This is a genomic window from Halomonas sp. S3-1-1 (assembly GCF_023757625.1).
Taxonomy (GTDB): Bacteria; Pseudomonadota; Gammaproteobacteria; order Pseudomonadales; family Halomonadaceae; genus Vreelandella.
The window spans coordinates 83,627-101,236 of the sequence record NZ_JALGBZ010000007.1 but is presented as its reverse complement, the minus strand read 5'-3'; the positions used below and the strand labels follow the sequence as shown (position 1 = coordinate 101,236).

The 17,610-nt window shown below is 62.8% G+C and carries 15 protein-coding genes; all 15 read right to left on the bottom strand.

Annotation, left to right across the window (positions count from 1 at the left end):
* Positions 1–17: 17 nt before the first annotated feature.
* The 15 genes from dnaE to tsf all read right to left on the bottom strand — a co-directional run bounded on the left by dnaE (position 18) and on the right by tsf (position 17,482).
* A complete protein-coding gene (gene dnaE / locus MQW23_RS17585) occupies positions 18–3,527 on the bottom strand; it encodes a DNA polymerase III subunit alpha (RefSeq protein ID WP_252109518.1) in 3,510 nt (1,169 codons plus the stop codon).
* A gap of 31 nt (positions 3,528–3,558) precedes the next feature.
* The gene (gene rnhB, locus MQW23_RS17580; protein WP_252109517.1) at positions 3,559–4,179 is read right to left on the bottom strand and encodes a ribonuclease HII; all 621 of its coding nucleotides are present in this window, start codon (positions 4,177–4,179) and stop codon (positions 3,559–3,561) included.
* Complete coding sequence (lpxB, locus tag MQW23_RS17575) at positions 4,172–5,353, bottom strand: lipid-A-disaccharide synthase (protein ID WP_252109516.1); 1,182 nt, start codon at positions 5,351–5,353, stop codon at positions 4,172–4,174. The genes rnhB and lpxB overlap by 8 nt, the downstream gene beginning before the upstream one ends.
* A 66-nt stretch (positions 5,354–5,419) precedes the next feature.
* Positions 5,420–6,187: an acyl-ACP--UDP-N-acetylglucosamine O-acyltransferase gene (gene lpxA, locus MQW23_RS17570; RefSeq protein ID WP_252109515.1), complete on the bottom strand. Its 768-nt coding sequence runs from the start codon at positions 6,185–6,187 to the stop codon at positions 5,420–5,422.
* Positions 6,184–6,627 carry a 3-hydroxyacyl-ACP dehydratase FabZ gene (gene fabZ, locus MQW23_RS17565; RefSeq protein WP_252109514.1) on the bottom strand — a complete coding sequence of 148 codons (444 nt, stop codon included), beginning with the start codon at positions 6,625–6,627 and terminating at the stop codon, positions 6,184–6,186. Before fabZ ends, lpxA begins: the two co-directional genes overlap by 4 nt.
* Positions 6,628–6,762: 135 nt before the next feature.
* Positions 6,763–7,800: a UDP-3-O-(3-hydroxymyristoyl)glucosamine N-acyltransferase gene (lpxD, locus tag MQW23_RS17560; RefSeq protein ID WP_252109513.1), complete on the bottom strand. Its 1,038-nt coding sequence runs from the start codon at positions 7,798–7,800 to the stop codon at positions 6,763–6,765.
* A 51-nt stretch (positions 7,801–7,851) separates the two neighbouring features.
* Positions 7,852–8,349, bottom strand: a complete 498-nt coding sequence (locus MQW23_RS17555; RefSeq protein WP_252109512.1) for an OmpH/Skp family outer membrane protein — start codon at positions 8,347–8,349, stop codon at positions 7,852–7,854.
* Between the two features lie 66 nt (positions 8,350–8,415).
* On the bottom strand, positions 8,416–10,767 hold the full coding sequence (bamA, locus tag MQW23_RS17550; RefSeq protein WP_442908625.1) for an outer membrane protein assembly factor BamA: 2,352 nt from the start codon (positions 10,765–10,767) through the stop codon (positions 8,416–8,418).
* Between the two features lie 98 nt (positions 10,768–10,865).
* Entirely contained in the window at positions 10,866–12,224 is a 1,359-nt protein-coding gene (gene rseP, locus MQW23_RS17545; protein WP_252109511.1) for an RIP metalloprotease RseP, read from the bottom strand.
* Between the two features lie 20 nt (positions 12,225–12,244).
* Positions 12,245–13,462, bottom strand: a complete 1,218-nt coding sequence (gene ispC, locus MQW23_RS17540) for a 1-deoxy-D-xylulose-5-phosphate reductoisomerase (RefSeq protein WP_252109510.1) — start codon at positions 13,460–13,462, stop codon at positions 12,245–12,247.
* Positions 13,459–14,280: a phosphatidate cytidylyltransferase gene (locus MQW23_RS17535; protein WP_252109591.1), complete on the bottom strand. Its 822-nt coding sequence runs from the start codon at positions 14,278–14,280 to the stop codon at positions 13,459–13,461. Before MQW23_RS17535 ends, ispC begins: the two co-directional genes overlap by 4 nt.
* Positions 14,273–15,058, bottom strand: a complete 786-nt coding sequence (gene uppS, locus MQW23_RS17530) for a polyprenyl diphosphate synthase (RefSeq protein ID WP_252109509.1) — start codon at positions 15,056–15,058, stop codon at positions 14,273–14,275. Before uppS ends, MQW23_RS17535 begins: the two co-directional genes overlap by 8 nt.
* Positions 15,059–15,142: 84 nt before the next feature.
* Positions 15,143–15,700, bottom strand: a complete 558-nt coding sequence (frr, locus tag MQW23_RS17525) for a ribosome recycling factor (RefSeq protein ID WP_252109508.1) — start codon at positions 15,698–15,700, stop codon at positions 15,143–15,145.
* Between the two features lie 4 nt (positions 15,701–15,704).
* On the bottom strand, positions 15,705–16,472 hold the full coding sequence (gene pyrH, locus MQW23_RS17520; RefSeq protein WP_252109507.1) for a UMP kinase: 768 nt from the start codon (positions 16,470–16,472) through the stop codon (positions 15,705–15,707).
* A gap of 140 nt (positions 16,473–16,612) precedes the next feature.
* Positions 16,613–17,482: a translation elongation factor Ts gene (gene tsf, locus MQW23_RS17515; protein WP_252109506.1), complete on the bottom strand. Its 870-nt coding sequence runs from the start codon at positions 17,480–17,482 to the stop codon at positions 16,613–16,615.
* Positions 17,483–17,610 lie beyond the last annotated feature (128 nt).

Here is a 17,610-nt window from a genome sequence, read left to right as displayed (position 1 = left end):
GGCGCGCGCGCCAAACGCTACCGGTAGCGCAGCTGGATACCGACCTGACCTTCGACGTCGCGAAGCGTCTGCAGCAGGTCGTCGCTGGGCGTCACGCTCCAGCTTTGATCGAGCGCCAGCCACCCGGTGGCCTCATCATGGCGGTAGTGAAGATGCACCGGAAGCCCGGTCTCGTCGCGATACGGGCTCAAACAGTCGCGCAGGCTTTCGACCAGCCGGCCGTTGATTTTACTCGCGTCCAGCGCGATCTCCACGCCCTGGCCGTACTTGAGCCTGGCCGCTACCATCGGTGTGACCTCCTTGCCGCGAAGCTTGAGTCCGCCGGAGAAGTCATCGCTGGAGACGTCGCCTTCGACGATCAGCACCTGCCCGTCGAGGCTCTGGCCTCGAAGCTGCTCGAAAAGCTCGCCAAAAATCGAGGCCTCGATGCGCCCGGTACGATCATCGAGGGTCACGAAGGCCATGGTGTCGCCGCGCTTGGACTTCATGGTGCGCATGGCGACCACCAGCCCCGCGACACGCTGTGGCTCCCAGGAAGGCTTGAGCTCGCTGATGCGCGTGGAGACGAAGCGCTTGAGCTCGCGCTCGTACTCGTCGATCGGGTGACCGGTGAGGTAGAGCCCGAGGGTATCCTTCTCGCCGGCCAGGCGCTCACGATCCGACCACTCCCGGGCGTGGCGGTACTCGGCGTAAACATCAGACGCCTCTTCCTCCTCGGCCGGGGCGAAGGCGTCGCCGAACATGTCGAGCATTCCCAGGTTCTGGTTGGCGTGGCTCTGCGCCGCCGCCTTGAGCGCGTCTTCCATGGCGGCGAACAGCACCGCCCGGTTGGGGCCAAGGTTATCAAGTGCCCCTGAGCGAATCAGCGCCTCGAGGGTGCGCTTGTTCATTCGTTTGGGGTCGATGCGCCGGCAAAAGTCGAACAGATCCTTGAACGCCCCGCCCTCCTCGCGCGCGGCAACGATCGCGCCGATCGGGCCCTCGCCCACCCCGCGGATCGCTCCGAGCCCGTACACCACGCGGGCCTCTACATCGACGGTGAACTTGTAGCCGCCCACGTTGACGTCCGGCGGCGTCACGGTGAGCTTCAAGTTGCGGCACTCCTCGATCAGCGGCACCACCTTGTCGAGGTTGTCCATTTCGGTGGACATGACCGCGGCCATGAACGGGCCCGGGTAGTGCGCCTTGAGCCAGGCGGTCTGGTAAGAGACCAGCGCGTAGGCCGCCGAGTGCGACTTGTTGAAGCCGTAGCCGGCGAACTTCTCCACCAGGTCGAAGATGTTGCCCGCCAGGTCCTTGTCGATGCCGTTGGCCGCGCACCCGTCCATGAAGCCGGCGCGCTGTTTGGCCATCTCCTCGGGTTTTTTCTTGCCCATCGCCCGGCGCAGCATGTCGGCCTGGCCAAGGCTGTAACCCGCCATCACCTGGGCGATCTGCATGACCTGCTCCTGGTACAGGATGATGCCGTAGGTGGGCGAAAGCACCGGTTTCAACAGCTCGTGCTGGTAATCCGGGTGTGGATAAGAGACTTCGGCGCGGCCGTGCTTACGGTTGATGAAGTCATCCACCATCCCGGACTGCAGCGGCCCCGGGCGGAAAAGCGCCACCAGAGCGATCATGTCGTCGAGCGAATCCGGCAGCAGGCGCTTGATCAGCTCCTTCATGCCGCGGGATTCGAGCTGGAACACTGCCGTGGTCTCGGCGCGCTTCAACATCTCATACGTTTTGCCGTCATCGAGCGGGATGGCGTCGATATTGAGCGGCCCCTGGCCTGCGGCATCGCGCACCTTGTCGACCATCTCCAGCGCCCAGTCGATGATCGTCAGCGTCCGCAGGCCCAAAAAGTCGAACTTGACCAGCCCCGCCTCTTCGATGTCGTTTTTATCGAACTGGACGACCAGCCCCGAGCCGTCCTCGTCGCACAGAAGCGGCGAGAAGTCGGTGAGCTTTGTCGGGGCGATGACCACGCCGCCGGCGTGCTTGCCGGTGCCGCGGGTGGTGCCCTCGAGCTTGAGCGCCATCTCCCAGATCTCTTCGGCTTCCTCGTCGGTGTCAATGAACTCCTTGAGCGCCGGCTCCTGCTCGATCGCCTTGCCAAGCGTCATGCCTACTTCGAACGGAATGAGCTTAGAGAGCTTGTCACCAAGCGAATAGGGGCGGCCCTGGGCACGGGCGACATCGCGCACTACCGCCTTGGCGGCCATGGTGCCGAAGGTGACGATCTGCGACACCGCGTTGCGTCCGTAGCGATCCGCCACGTACTCGATCACCCGGTCGCGCTTCTCCATGCAGAAGTCGACGTCAAAGTCGGGCATCGATACCCGCTCCGGGTTCAGAAAGCGCTCGAACAGCAGGTCGTAGCCGATGGGGTCGAGATCGGTGATCTTCTGCGCGTAGGCCACGAGCGACCCCGCACCGGAGCCTCGCCCCGGGCCGACCGGCACGTCGTTGTCCTTGGCCCACTGGATGAAGTCCATCACGATCAAAAAGTAGCCGGGAAAGCCCATCTGAATGATGACGTTGAGCTCGAACTCCAACCGCTCGCGGTAGCGCGCGTCGATCTCCTTGTACTCGTCGCTGTCGCGCGGGTAGCGGTCGACGGGAAACAGAAAGTCGAGGCGCTCGGTCAGCCCGTCGTGGGAGACCTTTCTGAAGAACTCGTCCTGGGTCATGCCCTCGGGAATGCCGAACTCGGGCAGAAATATTTCGCCCAAGCGCACGTTGACGCTACAGCGCCTTGCGATCATGACGCTATTTTCGAGCGCCTCGGGAATATCCGAGAAGAGCTCGGCCATCTCTTCCGGGCTTTTTAGATACTGCTCCTCGGTATAGCGGCGCTCGCGGCGGGGGTCGTCGAGCGCCTTGCCCTCGCCAATGGCGACCCGCGTCTCGTGCGCCCAGAAGTCGTCGCGCTCCAGAAAGCGCACGTCGTTGGTCGCCACCACCGGCGTACCGGTCTCGACGGCAAGCTTAACGCTTGCGTGAACACAGGCCTCTTCCAGCGAGCGCCCGGTGCGGATGAGTTCGAGATAGAAACGATTGGGGAAGGCGCTCTGCCACTCGTCGAGCAGCGCCCGCGCCTCGCGCTCGTGATCGCTCAACAGGTGGCGACCGATATCGCCTTCGCGGCCGCCGGAGAGCGCGATCAGCCCTTCGCTCTGCGCGAGTACCCAGCGCTTGTCGAGAATCGCGCGGCCCTGGCGCTGGCCGTCGCTCCAACCCTTCGAGATCAGCTCGGTGAGATTGCGATAGCCGACGTCGTTCATCGCCAACAGCGTAATGCGGTACGGGTGCGCCTCGTCGTGCGGGTTGGCGAGCCACAGGTCACTGCCGATGATCGGCTTCAGCCCCGCCCCTTGGGCGGCCTTGTAGAACTTCACCAGCCCGAACAAGTTCGTCTCGTCGGTCAGCGCCAGCGCCGGCATGTTGCGATCAGAGGTCGTGCTGACCAGCGACTTGAGCTTCACCAGGCCGTCGACCAGGGAGTATTCGCTGTGCACCCGAAGGTGAACGAAAGGAGACGTCATAAGAGGTTCACCGCTAAATAGATGAATGTGCTTAGGCCGGCGCCTGCTGGCGCCTGACCGGCCCAAAGCTTTGTCGATGCTCGAAAAGCGGCCCGTGCTCGGCGAGCGCCGCAAGATGCTCTTTGGTCGGGTAGCCCTTGTGACGGGCGAAGCCGTACTGCGGGTAGCGCGCGTCGAGGGTGAGCATTTGAGCGTCGCGGGCCACCTTGGCGAGAATCGACGCCGCGGCGATGGCCGCGTGGCGGGCATCGCCCTTCACCACCGCCTGGCCGGGAAGCGCGTGACCGGGCAAACGGTTGCCGTCCACCAGCAGATACTGTGCCTGTGGGGCGAGCCCGTCAATCGCCCGGCGCATGGCCAGGTGCGTGGCGTGAAAAATATTGAGTTGATCGATTTCCGCCGGGCTCGACTCGGCGATACAAAACGAAAGCGCGCGCTCGCGGATGAGCACATCCAACGCCTCGCGCTTTTTGGCGCTGAGGGTCTTGGAATCCCCCAGCCCCTCGATCGGCCGAGCCGGGTCGAGGATCACCGCCGCGGCGACGACGCTGCCCACCAGCGGCCCGCGCCCGACCTCGTCCACGCCGGCCAGCAGCGTGCCGGCGTAGGGAATGACGAGCGGCGGATGATCGGCACTAGACGTTTTAGCCATGAGTCTCCTCGTCGGTATCGGGCAGGGCCACGCCTTTAACAACGGCTTCGATCACGCGCGCCGCGCGCTCGCTGGCGCCGCGCTGAAGCGCCGCGTGCATCTGCGCAAAGCGCGCTTCCAGCGCCTGGCGGCCGGGGGCGTCGCTCAACAGCGCATCGAGCCTTGCGACGATCGCCTCGCTTGTGGCCTCGTCCTGAATGAGCTCAGTCACCAGGCCTTCCTGAGCGATCAGGTTGGGCAGCGAGATCCAGCGCGTCTTGACCAGCTTTTTGGCGAGCCAGTGGGTCGCCGGGGCCATTTTGTAAGCCACCAGCATCGCCCGGTGGCAAAGCATCGCTTCCAGCGCGGCGGTGCCGGAGGTCAAAAGCACCGCGTCGCTTGCCACCATCGCTTCGCGAGCGCCGCCCTGGGTCAGCGTCACCCGACCTTCCAGCGCCGGGTAGCTCGCCAAAAGCAAAGTGAGCTCGTCAAAGCGCGCCTCGGTGGCGGCGGGAATCACCACAGAGAGCGCTTCATGGCGCGCGCAGAGTGTGGCGATGGCCTCCATGAACGTCGCGCCCATAAAGCGGATCTCGTTGGCCCGCGAGCCCGGCAGCACCGCCAGTATTGGGGCATCCGGTGGCAGACCGAGGGCCTTTTTTGCCGCGATACGGTCGTTGACCAGCGGCATTTCGTCGGCCAGCGGGTGGCCGACGAAGGCAACGGGCACCCGATGGCGCGCGTAGAAATCGGCTTCAAAAGGCAAAAACGTCAGCATGGCATCCACGGCGCGGGCGATCTTCTTCACCCGTCCTTGCCGCCAAGCCCAGACCGAGGGACTGACGTAGTGAGCAGTTTTAATGCCTGCCTGGCGCAGCTTGAGCTCGAGCCCCGTATTGAAATCCGGCGCGTCGATACCGATCATGACGTCCGGCTGCCAAGCGAGTGCCTCCTCGAACAGCGTGCGGCGCACCCGGATGAGCTCGGGCAGATGCTTGAGCACCTCGACCAGCCCCATCACCGAGAGCGTTTCCAGCGGAAAGCGGCTCGCAAGGCCTTCGCGCTGCATGTTGGGCCCGCCGATACCGCGAAATTCGATGCCGGGATGGCGGGCACGCAGCGCGCGCATCAGGCCGGCGCCCAGCTGATCGCCGGAGAGCTCGCCGGCGACGAGGTATACGCGCGCAAGCGTCATGCTCGATCTTCCTGTGGCGTTGAACAAAGCGCGCCGGCCGAGCCGGCCGCGCTTTTTAAATGAGGGCTAGCGAACGATGCCGCGGGTGGAGCGCTCGATCGAGTCGGCAAAGTGGGTGACTTCCGCCAGATCGAAGCGGCTGCGCATCTCTTCGAGCGCCTGCTCAACGGTCAGCCCTTGGCGATACACCAGCTTGTAGGAGGCGGTGAGCGCGCTGATCGCCTCGCGGCTAAAGCCGCGGCGCTTGAGCCCCACCAGGTTGAGTCCGCGCGCCTCGGCGGGGTTGCCGTTGATCATCATGTAGGACGGCGTGTCCTTGGTGATGATCGAGCCGCCGCCGGCCATGGCGTAGTCGCCGAAGTGGCAGAACTGATGCACCGCCGAGAGCCCACCGAGAATCGCGTGGTTGCCAACGGTGACGTGGCCGGCCAGGGTCACCTGATTGGCGAGGATGCAGTCGTCGCCAATCACGCAGTCATGGCCAACGTGGACATAGGCCATGAACAGGTTGCGCGAACCGATGGTGGTTTCACTGCGATCCTGCACGGTGCCGCGGTGAAGAGTCACACCTTCGCGCACGACGTTGTCATCGCCCATCACCAGGCGCGTGGGTTCACCGGCGTACTTCTTGTCCTGACACTCCTCACCTACGGAGGCGAACTGGAAGATGCGCGTGCGCTTGCCAAGCACCGTTGGCCCCTTGATCACTACGTGGGGGCCGATGACGGAGCCCTCCCCGATCTCGACGTCCGAGCCAATCACCGTGAACGCGCCGACCTCGACGTCATCGGCCAGGCGGGCGGCCGGGTCGACCAGTGCGGTAGGATGTATCAAGTGACCTTCCTCTCGGCACAGATGATTTCCGCCTCGCAGGCGAGCTCTCCATCCACGGTGCCCTGGCAGGCGAATTTCCAGATGCCGCGCTTGCCGCGAATCACATTCGCCTCCAGGCGAAGCTGGTCGCCGGGCATGACCGGGCGTTTGAAACGCACGTTATCGCTACCGACGAGATAGTACACGTAGCCGTCAGCGGGTCGCTTGTTGACGGTCTTGAAGCCTAGAATACCGCAAGCCTGGGCCAGCGCCTCGATCACCAGCACGCCAGGCATGATGGGGTGATGAGGGAAGTGGCCGTTGAAGAAGGGCTCATTGATGCTGACGTTCTTGAACGCGACGATGGATTCGCCCACAGTCAACTGCGTGACTCGATCCACCAGCAAAAACGGGTAGCGGTGGGGCAAGTACTCGCGAATTTCGTTGATATCCATAACCATCGTGACGACCTCGAAAAAGACAAAAAACCCGACTGCGCATCAGGTAAAGGCCGGTACTCCCGCCGGCAAAAGGTGCAAAATTATACCCCTGCACCCGGGTAAAGAACCACCGCTTGGCATCGTTAACCTGACGCCTTACTCACTTCGGTAATTTTTCTCCAGCTTGTTCAACCGCTTGGCGATCTCGTCGAGCTGTTTGAAACGCACGGCGTTTTTGCGCCACTGGGTGTTGTTCATCGCGCCGGTGCCCGAAGAGTAGACGCCAGGCTCGGTGATGGAGTTGGTCACAAGGCTCATGCCGGTGACCTGCACGCCGTCGCAGATAGTGAGGTGCCCGGAGAGCCCGACCCCGCCGCCCAGCATGCAGTGCTTGCCTACCCGGGTGGAGCCGGCGATACCGACACAGCCCGCCAGCGCGCTGTGATCGCCGATGATGACGTTGTGGGCAATCTGGACCTGACTGTCGATCTTGACGTCATTGCCGATCAGCGTGTCGCCCAGCGCCCCGCGGTCGATACTCGAGCAGCTGCCGACTTCGACGTCGTCGCCCAGCACGACCCCGCCGAGCTGGGCGATCTTGTGCCAGCCGGCGCCGTCGTGGGCAAACCCAAAGCCGTCGCCGCCGATCACGCAGCCGCTTTGCAGAATCACCCGCTTGCCGATCACGCTGGCGTGGCAAACCGTGACGTTGGCGTGCAGCCGACTACCCTCGCCGATCGCGCTGTCCGCGCCGACGACGCTGCCGGCGCCTATGACGACCCGGTCACCCAGCGTCACGCCGGGCTCGATCACGGCGTTGGCCTGAATCGATACGCCCTCGCCGAGCACCACGTCATCGGCAACGACCGCGGTTGCATGAATGCCGGGCACGTCACGGGCAACGAGCGGGTCGAAAAGCTGGGAAACTTTGGCGTAAGCGAGATACGGGTTTTGCGTTTCGAGCCGGGGCACGGGGCAGTTTTTGCCTTGCTCCGGGTGGAGCAGCACCGCTGCGGCGCGGGTGCTGGCTAAATCCTTGAGGTAGGCGCGATTGGCCAAAAAGGCGATCTGATCGGGCTCGGCCTCCTTGAGCGTCGCCAGCCCTCGAATGGGCTGATCGGCGTCGCCGTCGACGTCGATATCCAAGTGGCGGGCGATATCGGCCAGCGTGATGGTGTGAGAAGCGTGCGTCATGAGAGCCCACAAGTGCGCGGGTGCGGCCACGCCGCACCCCCATCGTTTGGTTTAGAGTGAGTCGAAAATCTGCGTGACTTCGTTGGTGACGTTCGGTAGATCCGTCGAGGAGTGCAGGACGCCCTGAGGCTCGACCAGCACGTCGATGTTGCGCCGCGCCAGTACCTGCTCGACCGCCTGCTCGAGCTTGGCCTCGGCGCTTTGCAAAAACTGCTGTTCGGAGTTTTGCTGGGCCTGGAGCACCTCGCGGCGAAGCTGCTCGAAGCGGCTGCCCTTCTGCTGAAGTTCGCTGATCAACGCATCGCGCTGGGCCTGATCCATGGTCTCGCCTTCGTTTTGCAGACGCTGCTGAAGCTGCTGAAGTTCGTTACCCAGCGCCTGGGCTTCACGCTGCTGGCTGCCGATTTGGCCTTCCAACTGGCTCAGCGAGGTTTGCGCGGACTGGGTGTTCATCAACGCAGCGCGCCAGTCGAGTACCGCGACTTCGGCGCCATAGGCCGGTAGTGCCATGACCCCGAAAAGACACGCGGCGGCCGTCAATTTACGCATACTCACTCCTTTCTTAAGCTGGCCCGCGCCAAACCGCCGGGGCTCTCCCGGCGGCCGACGACCGTATTAGAACGTTTGTCCCAACGAGAACTGGAAGAACTGCGTATCGTCGCCGCTTTCATCATTGAGCGGCTCGGCCACGCTAAAGGTCAACGGGCCCACCGGCGTCAGCCAGGAAAGACCGATACCCGCGCTGTAGCGCAGATCACCCAAGTCTACGCCGGAACTGCAGCGCTGACGGCCGGCATCTTCGTCCAGCACGTCGTAGCAGGAATCGAGGAAGGTGTTACCCGCATCGAAGAACAGCGATGTCTGGATCGAGCGCTGATCTTCGACGAAGGGCAGCGGGAAGAGTACCTCGGCGCTGCCTTCGACCAATACGTTACCGCCAAGCGTACGGTCGCGGCCGCCTTCGCGGGCCGGGGTGGTACGCTGCCCCAGGGTGTTGGAGGTGTAACCGCGCACCGAACCAAGACCACCGGAGTAGAAGTTTTCGTAGAACGGGAACGGGTCATCGGTGCCCAGAGTATCGGCATAGCCGAGATTACCGGTGAACTTCAGTGCCCAGGTCTCTTCCTCGTTGATCGGGAAGAGCTGCTGGGCGCGAGCGCGGGCCTTGTAGTACTGAGCGTCGCTGCCCGGCACACCGGCTTCCAGCGACAGGCGCTGGTAGCTGCCGGCAGTTGGCATGATGCCGCGGTTCAGGTTATTGCGCGTCCAGCTGGCGGTAAGCTTGAGGCTCTGCGCTTCCTCGCCCTGATCCTCAACGTAGCGACGGATTTCCGAGGCGGTATCGAAGTAGGTCTTGATCGTCAGATCCTCGACGCTGGCGCCGAAGTTGAGCCTTGAAAGTTCGCTAACCGGATAGCCGAAGTTGATACCCGCGCCATAGGCGTCGGTGGAGAACGTCGAGATGTCCGAGTCGGCGTAGTCGGTTTCGCGATAAAACACGTTATAGCCGCGCGAGATGCCGTCCAGCGTCCAGTAGGGGTCGGTGAAGGCGAAGTTGACGCTGGTGAAGGTGTCGCTTCGCTGGGCGCCCACGTTGACGCGGTTACCGGTACCGAGGAAGTTGTTCTGGGCAAGACCCACGCCGTAGATGATACCGGCGCTTTGCGAGAAACCGACGCTCGCCGACACCGAGCCCGAGGGCTGCTCTTCGACGTTGTAGGTCACGTCCAGCAGATCCGGCTGACCAGGGACCGGCTGGGTGTCCACTTCCACTTGGCTGAAAAAGCCCAAGCGCTCGAGGCGTTGGCGCGACTGGGTGATAGATTCTGTGGAGGCCGGTGCGCCTTCCATCTGGGTCATCTCACGGCGCAGCACTTCGTCCTGGGTGGTGGTGTTACCGTAAAACTCGATCCGGCGAACGTAGGCGCGCTGGCCCGGGTCGACGGCGATCACCAGATCAACGGTGTCGCCGCTGCCGGTCGGCTCCGGCACGCCGCGCACCTCGGCGAAAGCGAAGCCTTCGGCGCCCAAGCGGCTTCGTAGCGCCTCGGTGGAGGCGTTGACGTCGGCGCGGGAGAAGACGTCGCCGCTTTGCACTTCCAGAAGCTGGCGCGCTTCGCTTTCACTGATTTGGAGATCGCCGGCAAAACGAATATCGCCGACGCGAAACTGCTCGCCCTCGTCCACATTCAGGGTGATGTAGATATCGGACTGCTGCGGGCCGATCGACACCTGGGTGGAGGTCACGTCGAAGTTAACGTAACCGCGGTCGAGGTAGAACGAGCGCAGCCGCTCGATATCACCGGCTAGCGCCTCGCGCGAATACTCGTCGTTGGAGAACCAGCCGAAAAAGCGCCCAGGGCGGTCTTCGAGTTCGAAAACGCTGCGCAGCGTGTCATCATCGAAGTCCTCGTTGCCGACGATGTTGATCTGACGAATGGTCGCCACATCGCCTTCCTCGACGTTGATATTGACCTGCACGCGGCCCGTGTCGATCTCCTGAACGTCAGTGCGAATGGAGGCGTTGTAGCGCCCCTGAGACTGATAGACGCCTTCGAGTTCGCGCTGAATCTCCTCGAGGGTAGAGAGCTGCAGCACCTGACCCTCGGAAAGGCCGGACTGACGCAGGCCGCGGCGTAGATCATCGTCGGCGATTTCACTGTTGCCGGTGATATTCAGCCGCGCGATGGTCGGGCGTTCGACGACCTGGATGACCAGCACGTCGCCTTCGCGAACGAGCGAGACGTCTTCGAACAGGCCGGTGGCGAACAGGTTGCGCGCCGCGGCGGCCAGCTCCTGCTCGCTGACGCGGTCGTTGGCGCTGACGGGAAAGGCATTGAAGACCGAGGCGGCGGATACCCGCTGCAGTCCTTCCACACGAATGTCCGAAACGTCAAAGGATTGTGCCTGGGCGCTGCTGGACGCCGCCAGCAGGAGTGCCGCCATTCCAAGGGTCTTGATTTTCATGCAGTCAGTTCGCTCGCGTTGGTCTGCCGGTTGTTAAACAGGCACCATATACATTTGTGCAGGCGGATGACAAGGCATCCCACGCGCTACACGCGTCATTACCAAAGGCGCATCAGATCGAAGTAGAGCGCCATGACCATCAGCGTCCCTACCATGGCGAGCCCGATACGCAGCCCCATTGCCTGGGTTTGTTCTGAAACCGGGCGACCCCGCACGATCTCGATAAAATAATAAAGCAGGTGCCCGCCATCGAGCACCGGAATCGGCAGCAGGTTCAAAACGCCGAGACTGATGGAAAGGTACGCTAAAAAGCCGACGAACGCTTCCATTCCCGCCCGGGCGGAGTCACCAGAAATCTGGGCGATCGTGATGGGCCCCGAGAGATTGGAGGGTGAAATGAGCCCCACCAGCATCTTGCGGATCGCATCGACGGTCAAAACGATCATTTCACCGGTGCGCGAAAACGCCTGGCCCACCGCTTCGATCGGCCCAAAACGGATCTCGCGCGTCAGCTCTTCGGGCCAGTCGACCTGCTCGACCCCTGCGCCAATGTACCCAACCTCGGCGCCGTTCTCCAGTGGTTTGCTTTCCGGGGTCAGCGACAGCGTTGACGGCTCGCCGCCGCGCTCGATGCGCACCGTCAGCGGCTGGCCTGCGCTCTCACGAATGATGCCGACGAACGCCATCCAATCCTCGACCGGCGTGTCGTTGACCGCCAGAATCCGGTCGCCGGGCTCGAGACCGGCGCCAGCGGCGGCGCCATCGTCGAGCACCTGGCCGAGCACCGCGGGCACCGGCGGTCGCCAAGGGGTGAGGCCCAGGCTTTGCAGCGGCTGGGGTGGGTCCTGGCGGGCAAGGTAGTTCTCCACTGGCAGTAAATAGGTGCGCGCGGGGCTCGATGCGCTTTCCCGCGCGCTAAAGACGAGCTCGCCGCTGTAGCCGATCAGCGACACGAGCTTTAGATTGATCTCCTCCCAGGAGCGCATGGGATCCGCCTGAATGGCGGTAATCTCGGCGCCTTCCGGCAGGCCGGCCTCATACGCCGGCGAGTCCTGGGCGACGTTGCCGATCAGCGGAGTCACGGTGGTGGTGCCGGCGACGAACAGCGCCCAGTAGACGATCAGCGCCAGCAGGAAATTGGCGATCGGCCCGGCAGCGACGATGGCAATGCGCGCCCATACGCTTTTACGATTGAAGGCCTGATCGAGCTGCTCCTCAGGCACGGGCGCTTCGCGCTCATCGAGCATCTTGACGTAGCCGCCCAGCGGTATCGCCGCCACGGCGAACTCGGTGCCGTGGCGGTCGGTCTTCGACCAGAAGGGTTTACCAAAGCCCACCGAGAAGCGCAGCACCTTCACGCCGCAGCGCCTGGCGACCCAGAAGTGGCCGAATTCGTGGAAGGTGACCAAAAGCCCCAACACGACGATGACCGCCAACACGTTCTGTAATAGCCCCACGCGCGCCTCCTTTCGGTCGCTTACCCGCCGGCCTGGTTCTCGCTGGAACGCGCGGTATCGAGCAGCGCGTTTGCCTGCTCCCGCGCCCACTGATCGGCGGCCAGAATCGTCTCGACGCTATCCGCACGGTGCGCGTGCGGGGCCTGGACGACGCCGGCCACTACCTCGGCAATGCCGCCAAAGCGCAGTTGGCCATTTAAAAACGCCTCTACCGCCACTTCGTTGGCGGCGTTCAAAATCGCCGGCGCCGCCCCGCCCTGCTGCATCGCCTCCCGCGCCAAACGCAGGCAGGGAAAGCGCGACTCGTCTGGCGCTTCGAAATCCAGCCGCGCGATCTGAAAAAGATCCAGCGTCTCGACGCCGGAATCGATTCGCTCAGGCCAAGCCAGCCCGTAAGCGATCGGCGTGCGCATGTCCGGGTTGCCAAGCTGAGCGATCACCGAGCCATCATCATACGCGGCCATGGAGTGAATCACGCTCTGCGGATGCACCACCACCTGAATTTGATCCGGCTGGGCGTCGAACAGCCAGCACGCCTCGATCAGTTCCAGGCCCTTGTTCATCAGCGTGGCGCTATCCACGGAAATCTTGCGCCCCATCGACCAGTTCGGGTGCGCGCAGGCCTGCTCCGGCGTAGCGGCGTCAATGTCCGCCGCGCTCCACTGGCGAAACGGCCCGCCGGAGGCGGTGAGCAGAAGCTTTCGAACCCCGTGGCGCGCAAGCCCACCGCGATGCTCGGCCGGCAGGCACTGGTAGATGGCGTTGTGTTCGGAGTCGATGGGCAGCAGTGTGGCGTTGGAGCGCGCGACGGCGTCCATGAACAGCGCCCCGCTCATCACCAACGCCTCCTTGTTGGCAAGCAGTATCCGCTTGCCCGCCTCGGCGGCGGCCAGCGCCGGCATGAGCCCGGCCGCCCCGACGATCGCCGCCATCACGGTATCTACGCGCTCGTCTCTGGCAACGGCGCACAGCGCCTCAACGCCGAAGCTCACTTGGGTGGCAAGACCCGCGTCTTCGAGCGCCCGGGCAAGCCAGGCAGCGTCATCAGCGCCGTCCAGTACCGCCACGTCCGGGTGATGCGCTTGGCACTGCTCGAACAGCACCTCTTTCGAGGTGTGGGCGGCCAACGCGAACACCCGGTAGCGCTCCGGGTGGCGAGCAATGACATCGAGCGTGCTCTTGCCAATCGAGCCGGTCGAGCCCAACACGGTGACGCGCTGTAACGCGGGCGGCGTCATAGTGCGGCCACCTGAACGCTGAGCACTTCAGAATAGAACAGCGCGAATACCGGAATCGCCGCGGTCAGGCTGTCGACACGGTCGAGCACGCCGCCGTGACCCGGCAGCAGGTTGCTCGAATCCTTGATGTCGCGAAAGCGCTTGAGCATGCTCTCGAACAGATCACCCAGCACCGAGACCAAGGTGACCAGCGCGGTTATCGCGACCAGCGTGACGCCGCCGGCCACGCCCATCGGCTGCCAGAAGGCAAAGCCGACCGCCAGCAAAAACGTGGCGACCAGCGCGCCATACACGCCCTCCCAGGACTTGGCCGGGCTTACTCGTGGGGCGAGCTTGCGCTTGCCAAAGCGCCGACCGGCGAAGTAGGCGCCGATGTCGGCGCTCCAGACCAGCAGCAGCACGAACAAAAGCCAGACGCCACCGCTTTCGCGCAGCACGTTGAAGCCCACCCAGCAGGTCAACAGCACCCAAAGACCGATGGCCAGACGCTCGGCGCGGCCGTGCCACTGCTGGCGCTTTTCCGGATAGTTCACCACCCAGTAGAAGTTGACCGCCCAGCCGATCGCGGCAAGCCACAAGGGCCAGCTCGAGTAAGCGAAGTCACCGACCCACATCGCCGCCATGAACAGCGCCATGAGCGCAACCCATTTGAGGCGCTGCGCGCCACGGGAGACGCCGGCCAGATTGGTCCATTCCCATGCCCCCAGCAGCACGATCACTGCGGTGAACAGGGCAAAGGCGCCGCCTTTGAGTCCAAACAGACCGATCAGCGTTAACGGGGCCAACCAGGCTGCGGTAATGATCCGCTGTCTAAGCACCATGCGCCTCTATTTGTTCGTCCGTCATGCCAAAGCGTCGGCGCCGGGAACAAAACTCGTTCAAGGCGTCATCGAACGCCTGGGCACCGAAGTCCGGCCAAAACAGGGGGGAGAAGTAGAGCTCGGCGTAGGCCAGCTGCCAGAGCAGGAAATTGGAGAGCCGCTGTTCGCCGCTGGTGCGAATACACAGATCTACCGGCGGCACGTCGCCGGTGTTCATCGCCTGGTCGAGGCGCGTCTCGTCGATATCCGCTGGGTCGAGCGTGCCTGCCGCGACCTGCTCGGCAAGCGCGCGGCTGGCGCGGGCGATGTCCCAGTGGCCGCCGTAGTTGGCGGCGATCACCAGGTGCATACCGGTATTGTCGGCGGTCAGCGACTCGGCGCGCTGGATATGTTTTTGAATGGCGTTAGAGAAGCCCTGCTGCTCACCGATCACCGAGAGGCGAATATTGCGCTCGTGAAGCTTTTTGACTTCGCGCTTGAGCGCCATCAAAAAAAGCTCCATCAGCGCGTTGACCTCGGCGGCCGGGCGCTTCCAGTTCTCGCTGGAAAAGGCGAACAGGCTTAATGTCTTCACGCCGCGCTCGGCGGCGCGTTGGATGACCGCACGCACCGCCTCGACGCCGGCACGGTGGCCGCGAATGCCGGAAAGCCCCCGCGCACGCGCCCAGCGATTGTTACCGTCCATGATGATGGCGATGTGCAAGGGGATCGCCCCGCCGGCATGAGAAGGCGTGGCAGCGCTTGGCGCCTGAGTCGGAAACTGCGGAGACGTCATGGGGTCTTGCACCAACGTTCAGTCATAAATGAGCCATACCGTCGCCCGGGCACACTAATGCCCGAGCGTTATAAAAAGACAAGACTAGACCTGCATCAGGTCCTGTTCCTTGGCCGTCAGCGCCTTGTCGATTTCGGCGATGTACTTGTCGGTCAGCTTCTGGATCTCGTCTTCGCCCTGGCGCTGATCGTCCTCGGTAATCTCCTTGTCCTTCAAAAGCGACTTGAAATCACCGTTGGCATCGCGGCGCACGTTGCGGATGGCAACACGTGCGGTTTCCGCCTCGGCGCGAGCCTGCTTGATGTAGTTCTTGCGCGTGTCTTCGGTCAGCATCGGCATCGGCACGCGAATCACATTGCCAGCGCTTGATGGGTTAAGACCCAGATCCGCGGTCATGATCGCTTTTTCGATCTTCGGCACCATGGGCTGCTCCCAGGGCGTAACGGTCAAGGTCCGTGCGTCTTCCACGTTGACCGACGCCACCTGGTTGAGCGGCACCTGGCCGCCGTAGTAGTCCACGGTGACCGCATCCAGGATGCTCGGGTGCGCGCGCCCGGTACGGATCTTGTTGAAGTTGGTGTGCAGCGCGTCGACGCTTTTCTTCATGCGCGTTTCGGCATCTTTCTTGATGTCGTTAATCACGTATTTATCCTCTGTCTATCAGCGTGCCTTCCTTGCCCCCTACGACAAGATTGAGCAGGGCGCCAGGCTTGTTCATGTCGAATACCCGTACCGGCATGTCATGGTCCCGTACCAGGCAGATAGCGGTCAAATCCATGACGCCGAGTTTTTGCTCCAGCGCGTCGTCGTAGGTGAGCTGGTCGTACTTGACCGCGTCCGGATACTTGACTGGGTCCTTATTGTACACACCGTCCACCTTGGTGGCTTTAATGACCACGTCGACATCGACTTCGATGCCACGCAGACACGCCGCGGAGTCGGTGGTGAAAAACGGGTTACCGGTGCCGGCGGAGAAGAGCACCACGTCCCCCGAGGTCAGATAACGGATCGCCGTGCGGCGGTCGTAGTGCTCGACTACGCCGCTCATGGGAATCGCTGACATCACTCTGGAGCGAATATTGGAGCGCTCCAGCGCGTCGCGCATGGCGAGCGCGTTCATTACCGTTGCCAGCATTCCCATGTGATCGCCGGTGACTCGATCCATGCCCGCTTCATTGAGTGCCGCGCCGCGAAACAGGTTGCCGCCCCCGATTACGATACCGACCTGTACGCCGATGCCGACCAGTTGGCCGATTTCCAGCGCCATGCGATCCAGCACCGCCGGGTCAATCCCGAAGTCGTGCTCCCCCATCAGCGCCTCACCAGAGAGCTTCAAAAGAATCCGCTTGTACTTGGACTTCGACTTGTCCATTTTGCCGGCGATGGGGCTGGCGTCTTGAACATCACGTGACATGGGCATCTCTCCTGAGTGGAAGGCAAGGGTGGGCAGCCAGCCAGAGCATTGAGCGAGGGCGAACCCCGCAAAACGTAAGGGCCGGATACACGATGGCGTGCGCTTGCGCGCACGCCATCATCGAACTGGAACCTCTGACCTTAGCGACGGCCAGCCTGTTCCATAACCTCTTTGGCGAAGTCGACTTCTTCTTTCTCGATGCCCTCGCCTACTTCAAAGCGCGTAAAGCTGACCACTTCACCACCGGCGGCCTTCACGAACTCGGCAACGGTCTGGTTGGGGTCTTTGACGAAGGGCTGCTGCGTCAGGCTGTTCTCGGCCAGGTACTTCTTCAGGCGGCCTTGAACCATCTTCTCGGCGATCTGCTCGGGCTTGCCGGCCATATCGGGCTGGGCCAGGATGATCGCTTTTTCTTCGTCAAGCTCTGCTTGGGGCATATCTTCCGGGTGAGAAACACTCGGGTTGATCGCCGCCACGTGCATGGCAACGTCTTTCGCGGTTTCGCTGTTACCGCCGGTCAGTACGGTCAGCACGCCGATACGTCCGCCGTGGACGTATTCGCCCACCAGACCGCCTTCAACGGCGTTGACCACAACGGCACGACGCACGCCGATGTTCTCGCCAATTTTCTGAACCAGCTGCTCGCGTGCGGTTTCGATTTCGCCTGCGGTGACCGCGGCTACGTCTTCGCTTTTAGCGGCGAAGAAAGCGTCGGCCACTGTCTTGGCGAAGCTGATGAAATTGTCGTCACGCGAAACGAAGTCGGTCTCGGAGTTGATCTCGACCATTACGCCGTAGCTGCCGTCGTCGGCGACGCGAGTAACCACGGCACCTTCGGCGGCGACACGGTCGGCTTTCTTCGCGGCTTTGAGACCCGAGTTTTTACGCAGGTTCTCGATGGCCACGTCGATATCGCCACCGGTTTCGGTGAGTGCTTTTTTGCACTCCATCATGCCAAGACCGGTACGTTCGCGCAGTTCTTTAACCTGAGAGGCGCTGATAGCTGCCATGAGAAATTCACCTCTGAAAGGATTCTTGAGAGTTGGACGCGCTACAAAGTATACACAAGGCGTGTTGACCGCTTTATGTCACTGCCTGATCCAACAGGCAATCGTTTGTAGTGCGTATGCCGGCGCAG